We start from the raw sequence: 21,036 nt of genomic DNA on the forward strand, positions 1-21,036 counted from the left end.
GTTCAGCCCGCCTTCAGAACCAGCTCTTCGGATCCCTCACCGGCCAGCCAGCCACCGGTAAAGCCGGCACGCTCGAGACCGAGACGGATGACCGGGTTCTTGCGCATCAGCTTCCAGATGAAGTCGGAGCGGTCGTTCTCGACCGTCATGACGAGGAGGCCCTGGTCGATAGCCACGGTGCGGTCGTCGACCCAGCCTTCCGGCCGCTTGGTCTGGACCGTCGGGTTGAAGCCACCGGGAAAGCCGCCTTCCAGAAGCAGGTTCGGATAGGTGGTCAGCAGAGCCTTGGTGCCATCGAGGGCGGCCTGCCGGTCGTAGGGCAGGCAGCCGAGTGGCGCCCAGGGTGCGATCGTGCCGTCATCGGGGCCGAGCGGAGCACCGCGTGCGGCATAACCCAACACTTTCGGGCTACGGCCACCGCGCATCCGGCGTGTCGGCGGCGGGCCATCGCAGGCCGTGAAGCCCCAGATGTCCTTGCTATAGCCGACGAACTGACCGGGATTGCGTTCCGCATAATCGCGCTGGACGTTGATGACGACCTGCGTATTACGGAAATAATCCCAGTTCCGCTCGGCCATCGGCTTGTCCTGGATGCCGCGGAAATCGATCCAGGCATGGGAGAAGAGATGAATGAAGAGCGGGCCGGCATAGAGATAGGGCTGTTCGTTGAAGATCATCCACGAATAGCTTGCCGTGAAGGCATCGTAAGACGACTGCGGGATCGGATGCGTCGGCGATGCCAGCGCCAGCGTATAGAGGATGATCGCCTCGTCGAAACCGTGATAGCGCCAGCGCAGGAAGCCGGAAGAAGGCTTCCAGCCCATCGAGATGCAATCGCCCTTGTTCAGAGCCCAGCGCCAATCGACCCGCTCGTAGATGAATGTTGCGAGCGCGCGGATTTCGGTCTCGGTTTGATCCTCGCCGTCGAAATATTGGGCGGCGGTCAGGATGCCTGCAATGAGCAGAGCAGTGTCGATCGTCGAAAGCTCGCTATTCCAGGCGCGGTTGCCGGTATCCACGTGCAGGAAGTGATAGAAGAAGCCGCGATGTCCGGTCGCGTGACGTTCCGTACCCTGCTTGGCATTGGCGAAGAAATGCAGCGTATTGAAGACGCGCTCGGCGGCTTCCTCACGGCTGATCCAGCCGCGTTCCACACCAACGGGATAGGAGGAAAGCCCGAAGCCGACCGCGGCGATGCTTGCCGGCACGCCAGGGATCGAGGTATCCGGCACGAGGCCGTTTTCGGGATTGGAATATTTCAGGAAATACTTGAACGCTGAGTGCTGCAGCCTGTCGACTAGCGCGGCATCAATGTCTTCAATCCGTTGCAGCATGTGCTCCTGCCCAACTGTTTGATCGCCCCATGCTTCAACATGGTGGCTGTCCCCATGCAAATCAAACCTTTTTGATTCGCAGGGATAAGAGATCACAAACGGCCGCAGTTGGCGTTAATAATCGTCAGTGAAATAATATCTGGAATAAATAATATAAGCGATGCAGCAAAATGGATTAACCGCACCCCCTCGGATGCTATCCACTTCCTGCAATACTTGCGCTCTTTGGCCGTCGCCTAAACCTCCCGGACTAGCTCAAGCGGCTTGCTCCAGGCGCACCAGATGGCCTGCAGCGACCTCGCGATATTGACGCTTTGGCGGAATATAACCCACAGGGCGGACCGGGCTCTTCAATTCGTCAGTGCCGAGGTTGCGGCGGATCCCGCGGCGAGCAGGATCCGGCACGGGCACAGCCGCCATCAGCTTCCTGGTATAGGGATGCTGGGGATTGCGGAAGAGCTCTTCGCGCGGACCGATCTCGACGATCTCGCCGAGATACATGACCGCGACGCGATGACTGACTCGTTCGACCACCGCCATGTCGTGAGAGATGAAGAGGAAGGCGAGGTTCAGACTCTGCTGCAGATCCATCAGCAGATTGCACACCTGCGCCTTGATGGAAACATCGAGTGCCGACACGCTCTCGTCGGCGACGATCACCTTCGGGTCGAGGGCAAGGGCGCGAGCGATGCAGATGCGCTGGCGCTGGCCGCCTGAAAACTCGTGCGGGTAGCGCTTCATCATGTCAGGCTTCAGGCCAACACGTTCGAGCAGGTCGGCAGCCTTTTCACGGGCCTGGGTGCGGGTGCCAAGCCCGTGTTCGGTGAAGGGCTCGGCGACAGCGGCACCGATCGTCATACGCGGATTGAGGCTCGCGAAGGGGTCCTGGAAGATCATCTGGATGCTGCGGCGCATATTGCGCAGGCTGACCGCATCGAGGTTCAGGACATCATAGCCATCGAGGCTGACGGAGCCTGCATTTGGTTGCACCAGACGGGTGATCGAGCGGCCCGTCGTGGATTTGCCGCAACCGGATTCGCCGACGAGCGACAGGGTCTCGCCCTGAAAGAGTTCGAAAGAGACGTCCTCAACAGCATGGATGGCGCCGGTTCTGCGGCCGAAGAGACCGCCGCGAATATCGAAGCGGGTGACGAGGTTCTTCACTTCGAGGATCGGCGTCTTTCGGCGATCGACGGTTTCGGCGACTTCCACCGGATCGCATCGTTCGCCGGTCATCGTGTCGACGACGGGGAAACGCAGCGGCCATTTGCGGCCATCCATCGAGCCCAGGCGCGGCACGGCGGAGAGCAGGGACGCGTATAGGGGTGTTTGCCGCGATTGAAGATATCGTCCGTCGTGCCGGTTTCGACGGCTTCGCCGCGATACATGACGATGGTGCGGTCGGCGATCTCGGCGACCACACCCATGTCATGGGTGATGAAGAGAACGGACATGCCCTCTTCTTCCTGCAGCACTTTGATGAGATCGAGGATCTGGCCCTGGATGGTGACGTCGAGCGCGGTGGTTGGCTCGTCGGCAATCAACAGCTTGGGCCGGGAGGCGAGCGCCATGGCGATCATGACGCGCTGGCGCATGCCACCTGAAAACTGGTGAGGATATTCGTCGAAACGGGATGCAGCATTGGGAATGCGTACCTTCTCGAGAAGTCGGATTGTTTCGGCGCGCGCGTCGGCTTTGCTGATATCACCATGGCATGTCAGCGCTTCGGAAATCTGCCGGCCGATGGTGAAGATCGGGTTCAGGCTGGTCATCGGCTCCTGAAAGATCATCGCGGCATCCTTGCCGCGCACGGCCCGCATCTCCCGATCAGAGAGGGAGAGGACATCGCGGCCGGTCAACGTGATGCTGCCTTCGACGCGGCTTGAGCCCTTGGCGAGCAGGCGCATGATGGAAAGCGAGGTGACGCTTTTGCCGGAACCGCTCTCTCCGACGATGGCGACCGTTTCCCCCGGCATGACATCGAAGGAGACATTACGAACAACCGATCTCCATTCGCCATCGGAGAGAAAGGAAGTTGTCAGGTTCCGGACGGAAAGGACCGGAGAGACGGATGCTGCAGGCTGATCACTCATATCGTTCCCGTGTTCTTTTTGTGCCGGAGGCAGGTTCTTTGCCGGAGAGGCTTCAAGTCTTCAAAGACGTGGCAAGTGAGGCGGACGGTCGTCCTTTCGCAATGCGCGCGGCTTCCAGCGCCGCGATCCTTTCATCGATCTCGCGCCTGTCGATCATTCCATTGGGATTGGCCTTCGTCGCCATCGTTTCGGCAACGTGCATGTAGCGTTCCTGCGCTACTGCATAGAGCCGGCGCAATTCCGCGAGCGGATCGGGATGATCGTCTGCCCTGATGCTGAGCCAGGGATAATCCTGATCACGGTGGACGAGGAGGGCGGCAGACTGTTTGCCACGCTTGTCGCCACCGGCATCCTCGCCGGCCTGCATGGATTCCAGCAGGCGCTCGATGAAAGGCTTGTCCATTGCCTTCTTGTAGGTCGCAAGCGTCTCGGCGACGACTTGAGGACCTGCCAGCATATTGCCGGCGACGGAAACATTATCGTCGACCAGGTGACCGGCCCAATCGATGCATTTGGCGCCGGTGAAGGCCGCGTTGCGGCCCTGGGCATCGATCAGATGAAGTTGGCGCTGGTCGCGGCCGACGTCACGGCCAGTCAGTTCGGCGATGATCTCATTCGGCGCCTTGCCCTCGGCAAGCATGACGAGCCCGTCGGTGCCGTAGAGCGGGCTGACGAATGCCTGGGTGGCGACCGCGCCGATAGCGCCGCGGATATGCGGCACCAAGCCGCCGACCGCAAAGAAGCGGGTAGCGACGGCAATGCCGAGATAGCCTGTGCCGGGATCACGGGCGACGATGGACCATGTCATGCCTATCTCCCGATCGCATAGGCCTGCATGAGGCGTGGCGTTGCAGCGGCACGCAGCAGTCCATCTGCATCGCGGCGCGCGGCGGTCAGGCGGCCGATAGTCCAGGGGTCGGATACTGTGAGCGCGTGGCCGCGGGCGCGCAGGCTCTCGAGCACGTCGGCGCTGAAATTGCCTTCCACCATCAGGCCGCCCGGCTCACGTGTGCGCGGATAGAAGGAGCCAGGGAAATGCGAAGTGTGGAAGAGCGGCTGGTCGATCGCCGCCTGCAGGTTCATCTTGTGGTGCACATAACGCAGGAAGAAGGAAAGCTGCCACTGTTCCTGCTGGTCGCCGCCGGGGGTGCCGAAGGCGAGTGTCGGCCGGCCTTCGTAGAGGGCAAGTGAGGGCGTCAGTGTCGTGCGCGGGCGTTTGCCGGGAGCGAGCGATGTCGGCAGGCCGGGCTTCAGCCAGAACATCTGGGCGCGCGAATTCAGGCAGAAACCAAGACCCGGGATGATCGGCGAGGACTGCAGCCAGCCGCCCGAGGGCGTGACAGACACCATGTTGCCTTCGCGGTCGATGACGTCGATATGAACAGTGTCGCCGCGCTTTTCCCTCAGGTGCGCCATGGTCGGCTCGTAGACGGCCCCGGTCTTGGAATCGGCGCCGAGCATGTCCATCGTCACATCGTATTGCTGCTCGAAGCCGGGCAGCTTCCCAGGACGCAGGTCGAAGGAGGCCTCGTCTGTGATGAGTTTGCGGCGGGCGGCGGCGTAGGTGTCCGACAGAAGCTGATCGAGCGGCACCTCGGCGAATTTGGGATCACCATAGTAGATCTCTCGATCGGCGAAGGCGAGTTTCATGGCTTCGGTCACGGTATGGACGAAGTCGGCTCCATCAGGCGCCATTGCGGCGATGTCCATGCCCTTGAGGATCGACAGGGTCTGCAGGAAAACCGGACCCTGGCCCCAGGGGCCGATCTTAGCAACCGTCCAGCCGTGATAGTCGTAGGTCTGCGGTTCCTCGATCGTTGCCGACCAATTCGCCATGTCGTCGGCCGTCAGCACCGCATTGTGGCTGTTGCCGCTCGCATCCATCACTTCGGCGGTCTTCAAGTAGTTTGCGATCTTTTCGGCGACGAAACCGCGGTAGAAGGCGTCGCGGGCGGCTTCAATCTGGGCCTCGCGACCCTGCTTGGCTTCGGCCTCGGAAATGATGCGCTTCCAGGTCTCGGCCAGAACCGGGTTCTTGAAGTTGGAATTGGGTTCGGGAACGGAACCTCCGGGCACCCAGGTTTCGTAGGAGGTCGGCCATTCCTTTTCAAAGAATTCGGCAAGACCCCTGATGGTCGCGGAGACGCGCGGCAGCAGCGGATGGCCGTTTTCGGCGTAATAGATCGCCGGCTCCAGAACGTCACGCACGCTCAGCCGGCCGTAATCGCGCAGCATCAGCATCCAGCCATCGAAGGAGCCGGGAATGACAGTTGCCAGCAGGCCGTCGCCTGGGATCAGTTTCAGGCCCTCGGACGTATAGTGTTCGATAGTGGCGCCGGCGGGCGCAGGGCCTTGGGCACAAATAACCTCGACCCTGTCCTTTTTCTTGGAATAGATGATTGCCGGCATGTCGCCGCCGGGGCCGACGAGATGCGGCTCCAGGATCTGCAATGTGAAGCCGGTAGCAACCGCCGCATCGAAGGCGTTGCCGCCCTTTTCCAGGATGCTCATGCCAACGGCGGAAGCGATCCAATGCGTTGAGGTAACGACGCCGAATGTGCCCAGAATTTCGGGGCGGGTTGTGAATACGGTCATTTCATATGTCCTTTCGAGAGGTCATGCTTCGCGCGGATCGAGCGCATCGCGCAGGCCGTCGCCCAAAAGATTGAAACCGATAACGACGAGGAAGATGGCAATGCCTGGCCACATCGCCATCCACGGTGCCTGGCTCAGGAAGTTCTTGGCAACATTCAGCATCGAGCCCCAGCTTGGTGCCGGTGGCTGCTGGCCGAGGCCGAGGAAGGAGAGACTGGCTTCGGCGATGATCGCGGTTGCGATCGTCAACGTCGCCTGTACGAGGATCGGCGCGAAGACATTTGGCAGGATGTAGCGGGTGATGATGCTGGAGTGACGCAGACCGATGGACCGCGCACCTTCGATATATTCCTCGGTCTTGACCGCCAGCACTTGCCCGCGCGTCAAGCGTACGAAGATCGGCATGGCCGAAAGGCCGATCGCGATCATAGCATTGCTCAGGCTCGGGCCGAGAAAGGCCGCGAGCGCAATCGCGGTGATCAGGAAAGGCATTGCCAGAAAGGCCTCGGTGATGCGGGAGATGATCATGTCGATCCAGCCGCCGAAATAGCCTGAGATCAGGCCAAAGGGTACGCCGATGAGGACGGCAATCGCTACGGAAAAGACGCCCGCCATCAGCGAGGCCTGCGCGCCCCAGATCATGCGGGAGAGGATGTCGCGACCGATGTCGTCCGTGCCGAGCCAGTGGGCGGCCGACGGGGCCTTGCGGATCGTCGACCAGCTTGTGGCATTCGGGTCGGGGAGCGGCAGGAGTGGCGCGATGATGGCAAGGATTGCGAAGAAGGCGATGATGGCGAGGCCGACGAGCGCGCCTTTGTTGGCCTTGAGCTTGCGCCAAGCGCGGCTTGGCGAGCGTTGCTCGGTCGAGACAACGGGTGTGGCCGCGACTTGATCGATGGCGGTCATAGCGAAGCCCTCATGCGCGGATTGAGGAGAACGTAGAGGATGTCAGCGACGAGGTTCATCAGAATGAAGCCGATGGCCGTGCAGATGACGACGCCCTGGACGACGGCGTAATCGCGATTGAAGACGGCATCGACAATAAGCTTGCCGAAACCGGGAATGGTGAAGATCTGCTCGGTGAGAACCGCACCAGCGAGCAACTCGCCGAAGAGCAGGGCGCTGAGCGTTACGATCGGCAATACGGCATTGCGAAAACTATGCTCCAGCACCACCGAACTCTCCGGCAGCCCCTTGGCGCGGGCCGTCCGGATATAATCAGCGCTCAGGACGCTCAGCATGGCCGAACGGGTGTGGCGCATCAATGTGGCAGCGAGCGCATTGCCGAGCACGAAGGCGGGCATGATCATGGTTTCGATCGAGCGCAGCGGATTGGAGAAGAAGGGCTCGTAACCCGAAGCCGGAAGCCAGCCGAGGTTCACCGAGATCAGCAGGATCAGCATGATGCCGAGCCAGAAATTGGGGATCGACAGGCCTGAGAGAGCGATGATGTTGGCGAGATAATCGATGATGGTGTTCTTCTTGACGGCGGCCAGAATGCCCATCGGCACGCCGATCACGAATGCGAAGATCATCGACATGATCGCGAGCTGAATGGTGACCGGCAGTTTCTCGGCCACGAGCTCGAGAACCGGCTGGTTGGTACGCAGCGATATGCCGAGATCACCCTGAAGCGCGGAGCCTAGCCAGTAGAAATACTGATAGGGAACAGGGTCGTTGAGATGATATTTTTCCCGCAGGAATTCCAGCACCTGCGGATCGCGCTCTTCGCCGGCCATGGCCAGAACCGGGTCGCCCGGCAGAAGTTTCTGCAGGGAGAACACGAAGACCGAAATGATCAGCAAAGTTGGAATGGCGACCAGCAGCCGCTTGGCGATGAACCTGTACATAGGCGCTCCGATACCATCAGCGGTACGCGGCGACAGGCGCCGCGTACCTGACGCGTGTGGCTGTCAGCCTTCCTTCTTCACACCGACGAGGCGGATCATGCCGTCGGGAGAAGCAACGAAGCCGGTGATGTTCTTGTGCAGCGCCCAGATCCAGGACTGGTGGCCAATGAAGATGATCGGCAAATCGTCGTTGAGGATTGCGGTCGCGGCATCGTATTTCTGCTTGCGCACGGAGTCATCCGTGGACTGGCGCGCTTCGGTCAGAAGCTTGTCGACGTCAGCGTTGCAATATTTGCTGTCGTTCAGGCCGGCGCCGCAGGTGACGAACTGCTGGATATTGCCATCGGGATCGACGCGGCCGGACCAGTCAGAGCGGCTGAGCTGGTAGTTGCCGGCGGTCTGCTCATTGAGCAGGGTCGCAAATTCCGTCGCTTTCAGGCTGACATCGAAACCGGCTTCGGCAACCATCGACTGGATGATCTGCATCATCTGCATCGTGACCGGGCTGTTCGGAACCTGCATTTCGACCGGCACACGGTCGAAGCCTGCAGCCTTGACAAGGGCCTTCGCCTTTTCGACATCACGAGCGGGTACCGGGACATCCTTGTCGAACCAGGGGCTGCTCGGCGGGAAAGGTTGGTTGCCGGCAACGCCCGTGCCTTCGAAAACGATCTGCATGGCGGCATCACGGTCGATTGCCAGCGAGAAGGCCTGGCGCAGGCGCTTGTCCTTGCCGATCGGATTGTCCGCACGCGCGCCATTGCCGACATTGGCATAGATGCCGAGCCAGCCGGTGTTGACGACATCCTTGTAGACGAGGTTGGCGTCGCTCTTGACCGTCTCGGCGTCGGTGGCGGCCAGGCGTTCGATCATGTCGAGATCGCCGGAGCGCAGATTGGCCAGGCGTACGGTCGAATCCGGGATCGGCAGGTAAGTCAGCTTGTCGATGAAGACATTGTCCTTGTTCCAGTAGTCCTGGAACTTCTCGAGCACGATACGGTCCTGTTGGACACGTTCGACAAATTTGAACGGGCCGGCGCAAACAGGATGGTCGCCGAACTTTGCGCCGAGTTCCTTTGCAGCCTTCGGCGAGACGATCATGCCCGCGCGGTCAGAAAGCTGGGCGAGCAAGGTGACATCTGGGCTCTTCAGCGTGAACTTGACTTCATATTCGCCTGACGCCTCGACCTTCTGCACGGAGCTCAACTCGCTCTTGCGACGCGATTCCGGCAGGGTCATGTTGCGCTCGATGGTGGCGACGACGGCTTCGGCGTTAAAGGGCGTTTCGTCCTGGAACTTCACGCCCTGGCGGAGCTTCATCGTGAGCTCCTTGCCGTCAGCCGACCAGTTCCATTCGGTTGCGAGCTGCGGCACGATCTTCAGGTCCGGCGAGACGTCAACGAGCTTGTCGCACATCGCGGTATAGACGATGCGACCGACGAAGGTGCGCGACTGTGCGGGATCGAGCACGTCGGCGTCGTCCTGGAGGCCGATCTTCAGTTCGACCGCGAAAGCGGGAAGCGCAAAAAGCGCTGCTGCCGTGGCGGTCGTCAGCAATCTGGCGAGTTTCATTCCATTCTCCTCTTTTATGTTTTTGTTTCACGTCTGTCGTGTCGAGCCGGCGGTTATCTCTGCCGTGCCGATTTCTCCGCTCAGCTGGGCTCCTTCTCGGCCACCAATTCGCCATGGTCGAGAGAGGTGATGCGGATGAGGCTTTCCTGCAGCGTCAGCAGGTGTTGGCGCATGGCTTCGCCGGCCTTTCCTGGATCACGGGCGGCGATAGCGTCGACGATGGCCGTGTGCTGGCCATGGGTGACTTCGCGCGTGCGGCTGGCGCTGCGGGCGCGCTCGCGGATCGCCTGCCAGGCTTCGTCCTGGCGCACGCGGTTGATGACGTCGAAGATCGTGAGAAAGAATGAGTTGCCGGCGCATTGGGCAATCTGGCGATGCAGCGCGCCATCCCAGAGTTCGCGGCCGTCGGCATCCGTGCTTTCGTAGATCTTTTTCACCAGATCATACATGCGCTCTATATCGGCTGCCTTGGCGCGCATCGCGGCAAGCTGTGCGAGCTGCGGCTCAACGCGCAAGCGCACTTCCATGATCTCCATGAGATCGGTGTCGGCGATGATGGAATCGACATGGTTGCTCCAGCCATCCGGCCGCTTGCCGGCAAAGGTGCCGGAGCCTTGCCGGCGCCAGATGCGGCCTTCGGCTTCCAGTACTTCCAGTGCACGGCGGATGGAGCGGCGGCTGACCCCGAGGATTTCGGAGAGCGTACGTTCGGTTGGCAGCTTGCCATCGGCATCGAGACTATCCGACTGCAGGAGAGCCCTTAGCTTCTCCAGCGCATAGTTCGAATTGCCTTGTGCTTCGTCCATGGCTGTCTGAACCAATTTGATATTGGTTCAATGCAAACCAAATCAATGGCATCGTCAAGCGCTTTTTTGTGCAGATAAATACCTGCACGTTTTTTGATCGCATCGCGCAGATTTAGAGCAGGTATAAGGAGTGGATGCACGTTTTCCTGCGTGCTGAATGCTGAGCAAGCCCCCGATACCAAAAATTAATTGGTTCGCTTGTCGTGGTTCAGCGGTTCGTGGAGCGCGCGGAAAGGAAGGTCTGCGGGTCGAAGCTGAAATCCTTGTCGAAAGGATAGGTCGGGTGCGCTTTGCGCAGGCGCGGAAGGCGCTCGACGAATTGATCGACGACGCCGGGGGACAGTGCCATGAGGCTCGGATTGGCAATCGGCGCGATTTCCGGCGACAGGTAGCCTGACTTGACGACAACGATGCTTGCCGTGCGCGGCTCGAGCCCGAGGCGGGTGAAATCGACGATATTGTGGTAGGGGCGGCGCTTGGCCGAGAGGACCAGATCGATGCCGCTGATGGAGACGACAGCCTGGCGGTCGGTAGCGTCGGTGGTCTCGTGCAGGAACTTCACCGTGAACTGTCCCGTCACCGGCTTGCTGCCCTTGGCATCGAGCGAAGCGCCGACCGTCAGCTCCAGCGTCGTGCCGATACCTGCCGCATAACATCTCTCCGTTGCGGCCTTGTCGGCGATGCCGGCAAAAACCACACCGGTGGCGCCTCTTGCGATCAGCTCGGCCAGTACGTCCGCCCGGTCGCCGACGCCGCCGCCGGTCGGATTGTCCCCGGATTCGGCGAGCACGACGGGGCCGGTCGGGCTGGTGATCGCCTTGGCGACGCATTCTTCGACCGAACCGGTTTCGCAGCCGAAGACGAATTCTTCGCGCACATCCCAATAAGCCTTTGCCAGACGTTTTGCCTCGCGCTCCAGTATCGCGCGGTCCGTGCCGGTCATGATGGCGGCAGCCGTGGCCCGCGGCTCGTCGGCCCAGACATAGCCGACCATCAGCGAGGCATCCCAGACGCCGTCGAGCGCATCGATGCCGGGCAGTTCGGCATAAAGGCTCTTTGCCGGTTCATCGACGGTGCTGGTGCGTTCACCCGGCAGGACGACCGGGATCGGCGCCCAGAGCAGGGTGGGTTTTTCGCCCGTCTTCAGGCTCTTCACCAGCATGGCGACAGAACGGCGCATCGTTTCTTCGACATCGATATGCGGCGCAGTGCGGTAGGTGGAATACATGTCGAGCGCGTCGATGATGCGCTGGGTAACATTGCCATGCAGGTCGTAACTTGCCGAGACCATACAATCATCGCCAACGAGCGCACGGGCTGCGCTGATCCAGTCGCCTTCCGCATCTTCCATGTCTTCGACATACATGGCGCCATGCATTGCCAGATAGAGTCCGTCGAGCGGCAGCAGCGGCTTCAAGCGCTCCAGGAAGTCAGCCTTGAAGGCTTCGTAGGTGTGACGGGCGACAGGGCCGCCGGCAATGGCGCGGGCATGGATCGTCGGCAGGAATTCAGCCTCGTAATCCTTCAGAAAGGCAAAATAGGGGGCTGCCAGCAGGTCCTCGCCGCGTACCACCCGGAAGTCTGCCTCTTGGTTCAGGACGGGGTTGTACGTGCTGCATTCGATGTGAATGCCACCGACGGCGATGCGCATGGGAGACCTCAGCTAATATTGGGACCAATCAGAAAATTGTGAGCGGCAATGCTGGCTGCGCCGCGCGACCAGACGTCGCTATCCACGCGACGGGTGCGGATTGGGGTCTGGCCTGCATAACGCGGAAGAACATTGGCCTCGATCGCCTGCTGCACGACCGTGCCGAACAGGCCGTCGAACGAGCCATCGACATGGGTCACCAGGATCATGCCCGGGTCGTTCATCTGGATCAGGTGCGAGATAGCAAGGCCGAGGGCTGCCCCGGCCTTGTGGATGATGGAGATCGCCTCGGCTGTGCCGAGCGAGGCTTCCGCTTCCAGATCGGAGAGCGACGTGCATTTCAAGCCGGCGGCCCGCGCCATCTCCTTGATCGCCTTCATGGAGGCGATCGTATCCAGGCAGCCGCGCTTGCCGCAGCGGCAGGGGGCGCCGCCGGGCTCGATCGTCGCATGAGCGATTTCGCCCGCACCGCCATGATTGCCGCGATAAAGCCTGCCGTCGATGACGTGGGCGCAGCCGATGCCGTCTCCGAGCGACACGACCGAGAAATTCGGCGTGTCGCGAGCAATGCCGAAGAGCTTTTCGCTGACGGCGACCGCCTTGGCATCGTTCTCGATAAAGGTATCGACGCCGCTTGCGTGGCGGATGATTTCGGCAAGCGGCACATCCTGCCAGCCGAGCAGGGTCGACTGTACGCAGGTTGCCTGCCTTTCATCGACGAAGCCCGATAGCGCCACACCGATGCCGGCCAGTTTCGAGCTTGCCTGAGGATGGGCCCTAGGCGATCGCGTTGGCAATGACCTTGGGATCCCGGGAGTAGGGCAGCTGCTGACGGGCGATGATGTTGCCGTTAAGATCGCTGAGGATCATCGGGGCCGGATCTTCCAGAAGCGAAATGCCGATGAAGAACGCGCATTCCGGTTTCAGGTCGAGCAGCACGGAGGGCCGGCCCTGACCGTAGACGGTTTCCGTCTCGTGCAGAACGCCGCGATCAATGAGCTCGCGGGCAATGCCACTCATCGCCGCTTTGCTAAGCCCGATCGCAGAGGCAAGATCTGTCCGGCTGAGGGGACCGGACTCACTTATGACCCGCAGAAGCTCGCGCTGCGATGAATTGAACATAAAAATCCTGATCCTGTCGCCCGTGATCTCACACTGACAATAAGTTCACAAAATGAACTAATCAACCGAAATAAATTACGAAAAATTGATCAAGCCATCGATTGGCCGGTTTCAAGAATCATCGACAGAGTGAACCAATGGAAATCATTCGCAAGAGATTTGTTCGCACGCCAATTCATATTGAGCTGTGCCGTCGCTGGAGCGCGGACATCAAGCGGCCTGGTGGGTTGAACGTCGGCGCGATCTGCTTGAGACGCGAAGTAGCAAATAGATGCAGCGCGTAACATATCGCGCTGGATCGGTCGCCCGCGCGCGCCATCCTGAAGTCTCTCCGTCGCCTGCATTTCACGCTATAATTCGTTCCAGGGGCAAGCGGGGGAGACGAGCATGGGCCAGCAGCAAATTCCGCTCAGGGTGACGGCAACACGGTTCGTCCGCGCGATCAAATTGTTCATGACATCCGATGTCGCCGGGAGCGCCCGGTTCCTTCTCGTCTCTCTGATTGTTCTTTTTGGCAGTATCAGTGCTTTGAATGTCGTCAACAGTTTCGTCGGCCGGCACTTCATGACTGCGATCGCGGAACGGCAGACTGCCGAATTTGTTCGCCAGGCGATCCTCTACACTGGTGCTTTTGCTGCTTCGACGATCGCGTCGGTGTTTGCCCGCTTCGCCGAAGAGCGACTGGCCTTGCTTTGGCGACAATACCTCACCCGTCGTGCGGTCGGCGTTTATATGGCCGACGGTACTTTCTACCGGCTCGGCATTCAGGGCAAAGTCTCCTATCCTGATCAGCGGATTGCCGAGGATATCAAAGCGTTTACGACGACGACGCTCTCCTTCCTGCTCATGCTGCTCAGCAGCGTGCTGACGGTCTTCACCTTTTCGAGCGTCTTGTGGCTGATCAGCCCGCTTCTTTTCTTCACGGCTGTTATCTACGCGGCTTGCGGATCGTTTATGACGATTGTGTTGGGACGGCCCTTGATCCAGTTGAACTATAGTCAGCTCGACAGTGAAGCCGCCTTCCGGTCCGGGCTGATCCAAGTCCGGGAAAACGCAGAATCGATCATGATCGAGGACTCCCAGCAACGCCACGCAGATCGGCTGCTGAGGCAGTTTGATAGCCTTGCCACTAACTTCAGGCGGATCATTGGCATCAATCGCAATGTCGGCTTCTTCGCCACCGGCTACAACTGGATGATACAGATCATTCCGGTCGTCATTATCGCACCGGCCTTCATGCGCGGTGACATGGAATTTGGCGTCATCACGCAGTCGGCGGCAGCATTTGCCATGCTTGTCGGTGCATTCTCGTTTATTGTCGCACAATTCAACTCGATCTCGAACTTCGCGACCGTCGTCGCACGTATCAGTTCCTTTTTGGAAGCGGTCGAGGAGACCCGCCGCCAGACCGATCACAGTGTCGAACTCATCGAGGCTGAGGGGAACCTTGGCTATGAACGCCTGACGCTGACGTCGCGGACAGGAACAGTACTGGTGAAGGATTTGTCCCTTGTCATCCCGCCCGATACACGAGTGATCGTTGCCGGAGAAGACGATGCTGCGGGCGCTGCTTTGTTTCGGGCCACGGCAGGACTGGGTACACCGGGGACTGGGCGCATCGTCAGCCCACCTCGTCAGCATGTGCGGTTTCTCGGCCAGCGGGCCTGTGCGGGTCCGGGAACTCTCCGCCAGATTCTTGCGCCACCGAAGCGCTCGATCGAGACAACGGATGAGCAAATCCTGGCTTTGCTGAGAGATCTCGGCCTTGCACACGATTTGACACTCAGCGACCTGGATAGCGAGCAGGACTGGTCCACATTGCTGTCACCGCGCGAACAGCAACTCGTCATACTTGCAAGCGCGATCATAGCCGCTCCGTCACACATTGTTCTGGAAAAGGCCGATACCATTTTCGGTCACGAGCTTCTGCTCGCAATCCTCGCGCTCTTGGCTGAAAGAAGGATCGCGTGCGTCAACTTCGCCGAGCCGGGTGCGCCGCGCTCGGCCTACGATGCAGTTCTCGAATATGGTTCTGACGGCTCCTGGACGTGGATCGATCAAAAACAGAAGGCCTGACTGCCGCGCAGCCTGGTTTTGAAGACCTGAGCCGCCCTAGACCTGTCGTTCACGGCAAGTCCGTTGCGCGTTGGGAAGCTCGGGCGACTGCACGGTCGTCACAACCAGCCGCCTGAGAACCCCGCTCGTCTTAGTCCGACGACCACCGGCTCGCATCGACGCATAATGTTCCACAGCAAGCCGGTTCGATAGTTTTCGATCATCAGGACGACGGGACCTTGGTCGATCCCGAAATGGTAGGGGCTGACCCACCATCCTTCGTTCCTGTCTTCCATCGCAAAGGTCTGGTTGAACGATGGCCTGAAGCCATAAAGGCGCGTCATGCCAAGCTGCATTCGAGCGAAATTTCGTACGGTCGGAATGACGATTTCCGGAGCGAATGGCAGTGAGGCGACCACGGCCCAGGGAGATACGGTTCCGTCATCCGGCCCATAGGGTGCGCCGCGCGCAACATAGTCGAAGAATTCCCTGTCGATCCCATCGACAGTCCGCTTCGTCCAACCCGGCCCGTCACTTGCAGTGAAACCCCAGCAATGTTCGCCGTAGCCTTTGAAGTTCAGCGGATTGCGGATTGCGTATTCCTGCTGAACGAAAGTGGCGTGGCGGCTGTTGCGAAAATAGTCGCTGTCATGCTCGCGCATGAATTCGTCGCGAATTTCACGGAAATCGATCCACATATGCGAGAGCTGGTGTGTAAAGAGCGGCCCGGAATAAAGGAGTTCGCGACCGAAGATATTCCGCCATTCGTAGCTCTCGGTATACGCTTTGAAGCTTTCCGGAGGCAGCGGGTGGCTCGGTGAGCCCAGACCAAGAATGTAAAGAAGCAGGCCTTCGTCATAGCCGCGCCAACGATAGGGAATGAAGCCGTTTTCCGGTCGCCAGCCGTGGGTAAGCGTGGCGCCGTTGTCGCGCGCCCAGTTCCAGTCCACGCGCTCGTAGAGCGACATGGCAAGTGCGCGTACCTTAGCCTCGTCCTCGGTGTCCGCATCGAAATATGCCGCGACGGTCAAAGCGCCGGCAAAGAGAAAGGCAGAATCGATCGTCGACAATTCGCACTGCCAGACCCGCCGTCCCGTTTCGATGTCCAGGAAATGGTAGAAGAAGCCCTTGTAACCTGATGCGTCCGGTTCCGGCCCTTGATGGCAGGAGATCAGGAATTCCAGTCGCCGCCGGGCGATCTTGGCGGCAAACTCACGAATGACGATACCGCGTTCCACGACGACGGGAATGGTGGCAAGCGCCATACCTACAGCCGCGATGCTTGCCGGGGCGCCGGCCTGCGTCTTGTCGCGCACCAATCCGTTATCCGGATTCGTGCATTGCAGATAGTAGAGCAACGTCGTGAACTGAAGGCGGCCGAGATCTTCATCCGTCGGCATCCGGTTCAGTTCGGGATCGGTGGACAGCAGTTCCGACATCATAGGCAAACCGAAGAAGTCAGATGGTTTCGTCGAGCATCCGGAGGCGCCTCTGATAGGACGCCTGCCGGCATGATTTGTGCGCAACGTGTCGTCTAGGCATTGTCTCCCTCAGTGGAGGTCGCTGCCTTCACTTTTCCCGTGCTCTTAACGCCCCATGTCCAGCCGCTGATCTGTGGCATGTCATCGCCATGCGCCTCGATATATTGCCGGTGCTCGATCAGCCTGCCGCGGATTGCCTGCTTGAAATAGGCCGCACGGGCTCCGAGCTGTGGCAACCGATCGATGACATCCTCAACGAGATGAAAGCGATCGAGCTGGTTCAGAACGACCATGTCGAATGGGGTCGTGGTCGTTCCCTCTTCCTTGTATCCCCGGACATGCAGATTTTTGTGGTTGGTTCGCCGGTAGGTCAGCCGGTGGATCAACCAGGGATATCCATGGAATGCGAAGATGATCGGTTTGTCCTTCGTGAAGAGCGCATCGAAGTCGGGATCCGAAAGCCCGTGGGGATGTTCGCTCGAGGGCTGGAGCTTCATCAGATTGACGACATTGATGACGCGCACCTTCAAGTCAGGAAGGTGCTCACGGATCAGCTGCACAGCGGCGAGCGTCTCCAGGGTCGGCACATCGCCGCAGCAGGCCATAACCACATCCGGTTCCGAGCCGCGATCATTGCTTGCCCATTCCCAGATGCCCAGACCTTCGGCGCAATGTTTGATCGCCTCATCCATCGTCAGCCATTGCGGTGCCGGCTGCTTGCCTGCGACAACGACGTTCACATAGTTGCGGCTGCGCAGGCAATGATCGGTAACGGACAGGAGTGTATTGGCATCCGGCGGTAGATAGACCCGGATGACCTCCGCCTTCTTGTTGATCACGTGGTCGATGAAACCCGGATCCTGGTGAGAGAAGCCGTTATGATCCTGCCTCCACACATGCGAACTCAGGAAATAATTGAGCGATGCGACTGGCCGCCTCCAGGGAATGTGGTTGCACACTTTCAGCCATTTGGCGTGCTGGTTGAACATCGAGTCGATGATGTGAATGAAGGCTTCGTAGCAGGAGAAGAAGCCATGTCGCCCCGTCAACAGATAGCCTTCGAGCCAGCCCTGGCATTGATGCTCGCTTAACACCTCCATGATGCGTCCGTCGGGCGACAGGTGATCGTCCTCTGGATAAATCTCGGCCATGTAGCAGCGATCCGTCACTTCCAGCACGTCCTGCCAGCGATTGGAATTGTTCTCGTCAGGGCTGAACAGCCGGAAGTTCTTGCTGTTAAGATTGAGCTTCATCACATCGCGCAGGAACTTGCCCATGACACGAGCGGATTCCGCGGTCACCGATCCGGGTTTGGGCACCGAGACGGCATAATCGCGGAAATCCGGCATCTTGAGGTCGCGAAGCAACAGGCCGCCGTTGGCGTGCGGATTATCGCTCATCCGTCTATGTCCTGCCGGCGCCAGCGAGGCCAATTCAGCTCGCAGCCTGCCTTCGTCATCGAAAAGCTCTTCGGGTCTATAGCTCTTCATCCAGTGCTGAAGCACCTTGATATGCTCCGGCTTGTCCATGTCGCCCATCGGGACCTGGTGCGAGCGCCAGTAGTCTTCGCATTTCTTGCCGTCGATTTCGGAAGGGCAGGTCCAGCCCTTCGGCGTGCGGAAAACGATCATCGGCCACGCCGGACGGCGGACAATCTTCTTATCCCGCGCTTCTGCCCAGATCTTCTTGATCGTCGCGACGGCAGTATCCATGGCTTCGGCAAGCTGCTGCTGTACCTGATCGGGCTCATGGCCCTCCACGAAGAGGGGTGCATACCCCATGCCCTCGAAGAATTTCATCAATTCTTCCTTGGGAATACGCGCAAGGAAGCAGGGATTGGCGATCTTGTAGCCATTGAGGTGCAGGATCGGCAGAACACATCCGTCGCGGGCCGGATTGAGGAATTTGTTGCCATGCCATCCGGTGGCAAGAGGGCCGGTTTCGGCCTCGCCATCACCGACGACGCAGGCGACGATCAGATCGGGATTATCGAAGGCTGCACCATAGGCATGGCTGAGCGCATAACCGAGTTCGCCACCTTCATGGATGCTCCCCGGTGTTTCCGGAGCGACGTGGCTCGGGATGCCGCCTGGAAAGCTGAACTGTTTGAACAGCCTTTTCATGCCCTCTTCGTCCTGGGCAATATTCGGGTAGAATTCGCTGTAGGTTCCCTCCAGATAGGCATGCGCAACGAGCGACGGTCCGCCGTGGCCAGGGCCGATCACATAGATCATGTTGAGATTGTCGCGCTTGATCACCCGATTGAGGTGCACGTAAAGCATGTTCAGGCCGGGAGACGTTCCCCAATGGCCGAGCAACCGCGGCTTGATATGCGCGCGCGCCAGAGGCTTTTTGAGCAAGGGATTGTCGAGCAGATAGATTTGTCCGACCGACAGATAGTTCGATGCCCGCCAGTAGGCATCCATCAGGCGGAGTTCCTCGGACGAAAGCGGTGCTTTTCCATGCGCTGCCGCCGAGGCGGTTTTTTTCATCACTGCCGTTTCAGGTGAAGCCATCTGAGTCTCCGATCAAAATGACATTGCTGAATTCGCCGGCCCGTTTCGGGCCGGTGCAGTCTCCGGTCGTTACGGCTGCACTATTGAGGAGGAGATTCCGGGAAATGCTCCACCACGCCGCGGACACCGTTGACGCCCTCCGCCAGGATCCGCGCGGCCCTGCGGCGCGCTGCCGTCTCGAGGTTACCCCAAAAATGCACGATACCGTCAGCGACCGTGACGGACAGATCCAATCCCTCCAGGCCGGTGTTTTCGCCGAGCCGAACGAGAATGCTGCGTCGAATCGCTTCGTCACCAGTTGCCGTATCGTCCGGCTTTGCCGAATAAATCACCTGCAGGAGATCGGCGCGGCTGACGATGCCGATCAGCTTGCCGGCCCGAAGAACCGGAATGCGCTTGATGTTGCGGTTCTGCATGAGCTCGGCAACACGAGAAAGGGGGGCATCTTCGTCGATCGTGACAGCATCGGGCGTCATGACATCCCCCACTCTCCATGCGCATCGCTTAACGAAAGCGTTTGCCCTGTCGTCGGGACCAAGTTCCATGTTCGCATTCGGGGCGAACGCGCCGCTTGAGAGTTCCGTTCGACGGATCAGATCACCCTCGCTGATGACGCCTGCCAAGCGCCCTTCATTGTCGACCACGGGAAGACCGCTCACCCGCTGGTCGGACATCAGCTTGGCCGCATGCCGAACGCTATTGTCAGGTGACAATGTGACGACCGCTGTCGTCATGACATCTTTGACAAGCATGTCGATCTAGCTCCGGCTACATTAAACTCATCTCGGCGATCTGGCAAAAATGTCTGCAACGCCTATCGAGGCCGAACGATTGTGAACCTCATTCGCCAGCGCCAGGAAAACCTAGCCAGATACTGGCGTGGTTTGCATTGAGTAAGATCAATCGGGCGCCGCAACTTGTACCGGGAGCGATAGCCGATAACGCGATGAGGAGTGATTTGGCCGGACGCTGTCAGGGCGATCGGATGTCGCCAGTATCTCACGAAGGCAGAAAGCGGAACCACCTGTGATGAAAACACCGGATGCACCCGTGTTGCATCACAAGATCATGTGACGCAACAGCACTTACTGACGTAAAAGGAGAAACTGGAGCGGGCGAAGGGATTCGAACCCTCGACCCCAACCTTGGCAAGGTTGTGCTCTACCCCTGAGCTACACCCGCTCAAATCCGCACCGGTCCGGGGTAGTAAGTAGCGGACCGTGGGCGCCACCTTGCGGCGACGGGCGCTATATCGCCCAAACGATTTTCAAATGCAACAGGGAAATGACGGAAAAACGAAGAAAAGTTCTGGCGGTGGAAAACAGGCTTCGAAAACGCCGCGAATGCAGGGCAAAGCGTCGGTCCTGATGATTGCCAAGCGCATGAGGCGGACGTAAGCAGACAGTCCAATCTGCTTTTCTCCTGTCTGACGGAATGACGATGACCGAAAACAAGCCCAGGACTCGCCAGGATCTTCTCGCTTTTCTCGATGGCCTCGGCATCGTCCACACGACCAAAGACCATGCACCAGTATTTACGGTGGCCGAATCGGTGGCGCTGCGGGACGAGATTCCGGGCGGCCATACCAAGAACCTGTTCGTGAAGGACAAAAAGGACCGTTATTTCCTGCTGACGGTGGAGGAAAATGCCGTTGTCGACCTCAAGCAGGTCCATACTCTTATCGGCGCTTCCGGCCGGCTCTCCTTCGGCAGGGCCGAGAAGCTGATGGAATATCTTGGTGTCATTCCGGGCGCTGTCACCGCGCTCGGCGCGATCAATGATACCGGCAATAATGTCACCTTCGTGCTCGATGCGGATCTGATGCATGACGAGATCATCAACTGCCATCCGCTTTCCAATGACGCGACGACTTCGATCGCCGGCGCCGATCTGATACGATTCATGGAAGCGACAGGGCATAAGCCGCTTGTCTTGAAAGTGACGTCCTGACATACGATTTT

15 protein-coding genes, 1 tRNA gene and 2 pseudogenes are annotated in these 21,036 nt (G+C 59.5%); 2 read left to right on the forward strand and 16 right to left on the reverse strand.

What is annotated here, in order from left to right; translation table 11 throughout:
- Positions 1–2: 2 nt before the first annotated feature.
- From FHX06_RS24550 to FHX06_RS35680, 12 genes and pseudogenes are all read right to left on the reverse strand, one after another.
- The gene (locus FHX06_RS24550; RefSeq protein WP_112545699.1) at positions 3–1,334 is read right to left on the reverse strand and encodes a glucoamylase family protein; all 1,332 of its coding nucleotides are present in this window, start codon (positions 1,332–1,334) and stop codon (positions 3–5) included.
- Between the two features lie 255 nt (positions 1,335–1,589).
- Positions 1,590–3,427 (reverse strand): annotated as a pseudogene (locus FHX06_RS24555) (ABC transporter ATP-binding protein).
- Between the two features lie 52 nt (positions 3,428–3,479).
- The gene (locus FHX06_RS24560; RefSeq protein ID WP_183881172.1) at positions 3,480–4,235 is read right to left on the reverse strand and encodes a DUF1028 domain-containing protein; all 756 of its coding nucleotides are present in this window, start codon (positions 4,233–4,235) and stop codon (positions 3,480–3,482) included.
- 2 nt (positions 4,236–4,237) lie between these two features.
- The gene (locus FHX06_RS24565; RefSeq protein ID WP_112545696.1) at positions 4,238–6,022 is read right to left on the reverse strand and encodes a gamma-glutamyltransferase family protein; all 1,785 of its coding nucleotides are present in this window, start codon (positions 6,020–6,022) and stop codon (positions 4,238–4,240) included.
- A 21-nt stretch (positions 6,023–6,043) separates the two neighbouring features.
- Positions 6,044–6,928 carry an ABC transporter permease gene (locus FHX06_RS24570; protein WP_112545695.1) on the reverse strand — a complete coding sequence of 295 codons (885 nt, stop codon included), beginning with the start codon at positions 6,926–6,928 and terminating at the stop codon, positions 6,044–6,046.
- The gene (locus FHX06_RS24575) at positions 6,925–7,872 is read right to left on the reverse strand and encodes an ABC transporter permease (RefSeq protein ID WP_112970771.1); all 948 of its coding nucleotides are present in this window, start codon (positions 7,870–7,872) and stop codon (positions 6,925–6,927) included. Before FHX06_RS24575 ends, FHX06_RS24570 begins: the two co-directional genes overlap by 4 nt.
- 63 nt (positions 7,873–7,935) lie before the next feature.
- Positions 7,936–9,444, reverse strand: a complete 1,509-nt coding sequence (locus FHX06_RS24580) for an ABC transporter substrate-binding protein (protein ID WP_113204317.1) — start codon at positions 9,442–9,444, stop codon at positions 7,936–7,938.
- Between the two features lie 80 nt (positions 9,445–9,524).
- A complete protein-coding gene (locus FHX06_RS24585) occupies positions 9,525–10,250 on the reverse strand; it encodes a FadR/GntR family transcriptional regulator (RefSeq protein ID WP_113204318.1) in 726 nt (241 codons plus the stop codon).
- A gap of 208 nt (positions 10,251–10,458) precedes the next feature.
- Entirely contained in the window at positions 10,459–11,901 is a 1,443-nt protein-coding gene (locus tag FHX06_RS24590) for a M81 family metallopeptidase (RefSeq protein WP_183881173.1), read from the reverse strand.
- Between the two features lie 8 nt (positions 11,902–11,909).
- Positions 11,910–12,698 (reverse strand): ROK family protein, encoded by a 789-nt coding sequence (locus FHX06_RS24595; protein WP_246715628.1) that lies wholly within the window; start codon positions 12,696–12,698, stop codon positions 11,910–11,912.
- Positions 12,679–12,921, reverse strand: a complete 243-nt coding sequence (locus FHX06_RS35675; protein WP_246715640.1) for a hypothetical protein — start codon at positions 12,919–12,921, stop codon at positions 12,679–12,681. The genes FHX06_RS24595 and FHX06_RS35675 overlap by 20 nt, the downstream gene beginning before the upstream one ends.
- 12 nt (positions 12,922–12,933) lie before the next feature.
- A pseudogene (locus FHX06_RS35680) lies at positions 12,934–13,023 on the reverse strand (hypothetical protein); the annotation flags it as partial.
- Between the two features lie 387 nt (positions 13,024–13,410).
- Between FHX06_RS35680 and FHX06_RS24600 the strand changes: the two are divergent.
- Positions 13,411–15,099 (forward strand): ABC transporter ATP-binding protein/permease, encoded by a 1,689-nt coding sequence (locus FHX06_RS24600; RefSeq protein ID WP_183881174.1) that lies wholly within the window; start codon positions 13,411–13,413, stop codon positions 15,097–15,099.
- A 98-nt stretch (positions 15,100–15,197) separates the two neighbouring features.
- Here the strand turns inward: FHX06_RS24600 and FHX06_RS24605 are convergent, their stop codons facing one another.
- The 4 genes from FHX06_RS24605 to FHX06_RS24620 form a co-directional block, all read right to left on the reverse strand.
- On the reverse strand, positions 15,198–16,517 hold the full coding sequence (locus FHX06_RS24605) for a glucoamylase family protein (RefSeq protein WP_112545714.1): 1,320 nt from the start codon (positions 16,515–16,517) through the stop codon (positions 15,198–15,200).
- Positions 16,518–16,612: 95 nt separating this feature from the next.
- Positions 16,613–19,075, reverse strand: coding sequence for a phosphoketolase (locus FHX06_RS24610; protein ID WP_162710123.1), 2,463 nt, complete (start codon positions 19,073–19,075; stop codon positions 16,613–16,615).
- Positions 19,076–19,155: 80 nt separating this feature from the next.
- Positions 19,156–19,827: a CBS domain-containing protein gene (locus tag FHX06_RS24615; RefSeq protein WP_113144927.1), complete on the reverse strand. Its 672-nt coding sequence runs from the start codon at positions 19,825–19,827 to the stop codon at positions 19,156–19,158.
- 355 nt (positions 19,828–20,182) lie between these two features.
- Positions 20,183–20,257, reverse strand: a tRNA-Gly gene (locus FHX06_RS24620).
- A 258-nt stretch (positions 20,258–20,515) separates the two neighbouring features.
- Here FHX06_RS24620 and FHX06_RS24625 point away from each other — a divergent pair.
- The gene (locus FHX06_RS24625) at positions 20,516–21,025 is read left to right on the forward strand and encodes a prolyl-tRNA synthetase associated domain-containing protein (protein WP_183881176.1); all 510 of its coding nucleotides are present in this window, start codon (positions 20,516–20,518) and stop codon (positions 21,023–21,025) included.
- The last annotated feature ends 11 nt before the right edge of the window (positions 21,026–21,036 follow it).

It is taken from the genome of Rhizobium sp. BK512 (assembly GCF_014194915.1).
Classification (GTDB): Bacteria; Pseudomonadota; Alphaproteobacteria; order Rhizobiales; family Rhizobiaceae; genus Rhizobium.

Bases quoted from the DNA above. Each gene is read 5' to 3' on its own strand.
- FHX06_RS24575 (WP_112970771.1), bottom strand. From the start codon at position 7,872: ATGTACAGGTTCATCGCCAAGCGGCTGCTGGTCGCCATTCCAACTTTG.
- FHX06_RS24585 (WP_113204318.1), bottom strand. From the start codon at position 10,250: ATGGACGAAGCACAAGGCAATTCGAACTATGCGCTGGAGAAGCTAAGG.
- FHX06_RS24570 (WP_112545695.1), bottom strand. From the start codon at position 6,928: ATGACCGCCATCGATCAAGTCGCGGCCACACCCGTTGTCTCGACCGAG.
- FHX06_RS24625 (WP_183881176.1), top strand. From the start codon at position 20,516: ATGACCGAAAACAAGCCCAGGACTCGCCAGGATCTTCTCGCTTTTCTC.
- FHX06_RS24580 (WP_113204317.1), bottom strand. From the start codon at position 9,444: ATGAAACTCGCCAGATTGCTGACGACCGCCACGGCAGCAGCGCTTTTT.
- FHX06_RS24610 (WP_162710123.1), bottom strand. From the start codon at position 19,075: ATGGCTTCACCTGAAACGGCAGTGATGAAAAAAACCGCCTCGGCGGCA.
- FHX06_RS24605 (WP_112545714.1), bottom strand. From the start codon at position 16,517: ATGTCGGAACTGCTGTCCACCGATCCCGAACTGAACCGGATGCCGACG.
- FHX06_RS24615 (WP_113144927.1), bottom strand. From the start codon at position 19,827: ATGCTTGTCAAAGATGTCATGACGACAGCGGTCGTCACATTGTCACCT.
- FHX06_RS24560 (WP_183881172.1), bottom strand. From the start codon at position 4,235: ATGACATGGTCCATCGTCGCCCGTGATCCCGGCACAGGCTATCTCGGC.
- FHX06_RS35675 (WP_246715640.1), bottom strand. From the start codon at position 12,921: ATGAGTGGCATTGCCCGCGAGCTCATTGATCGCGGCGTTCTGCACGAG.
- FHX06_RS24550 (WP_112545699.1), bottom strand. From the start codon at position 1,334: ATGCTGCAACGGATTGAAGACATTGATGCCGCGCTAGTCGACAGGCTG.
- FHX06_RS24590 (WP_183881173.1), bottom strand. From the start codon at position 11,901: ATGCGCATCGCCGTCGGTGGCATTCACATCGAATGCAGCACGTACAAC.
- FHX06_RS24565 (WP_112545696.1), bottom strand. From the start codon at position 6,022: ATGACCGTATTCACAACCCGCCCCGAAATTCTGGGCACATTCGGCGTC.
- FHX06_RS24600 (WP_183881174.1), top strand. From the start codon at position 13,411: ATGGGCCAGCAGCAAATTCCGCTCAGGGTGACGGCAACACGGTTCGTC.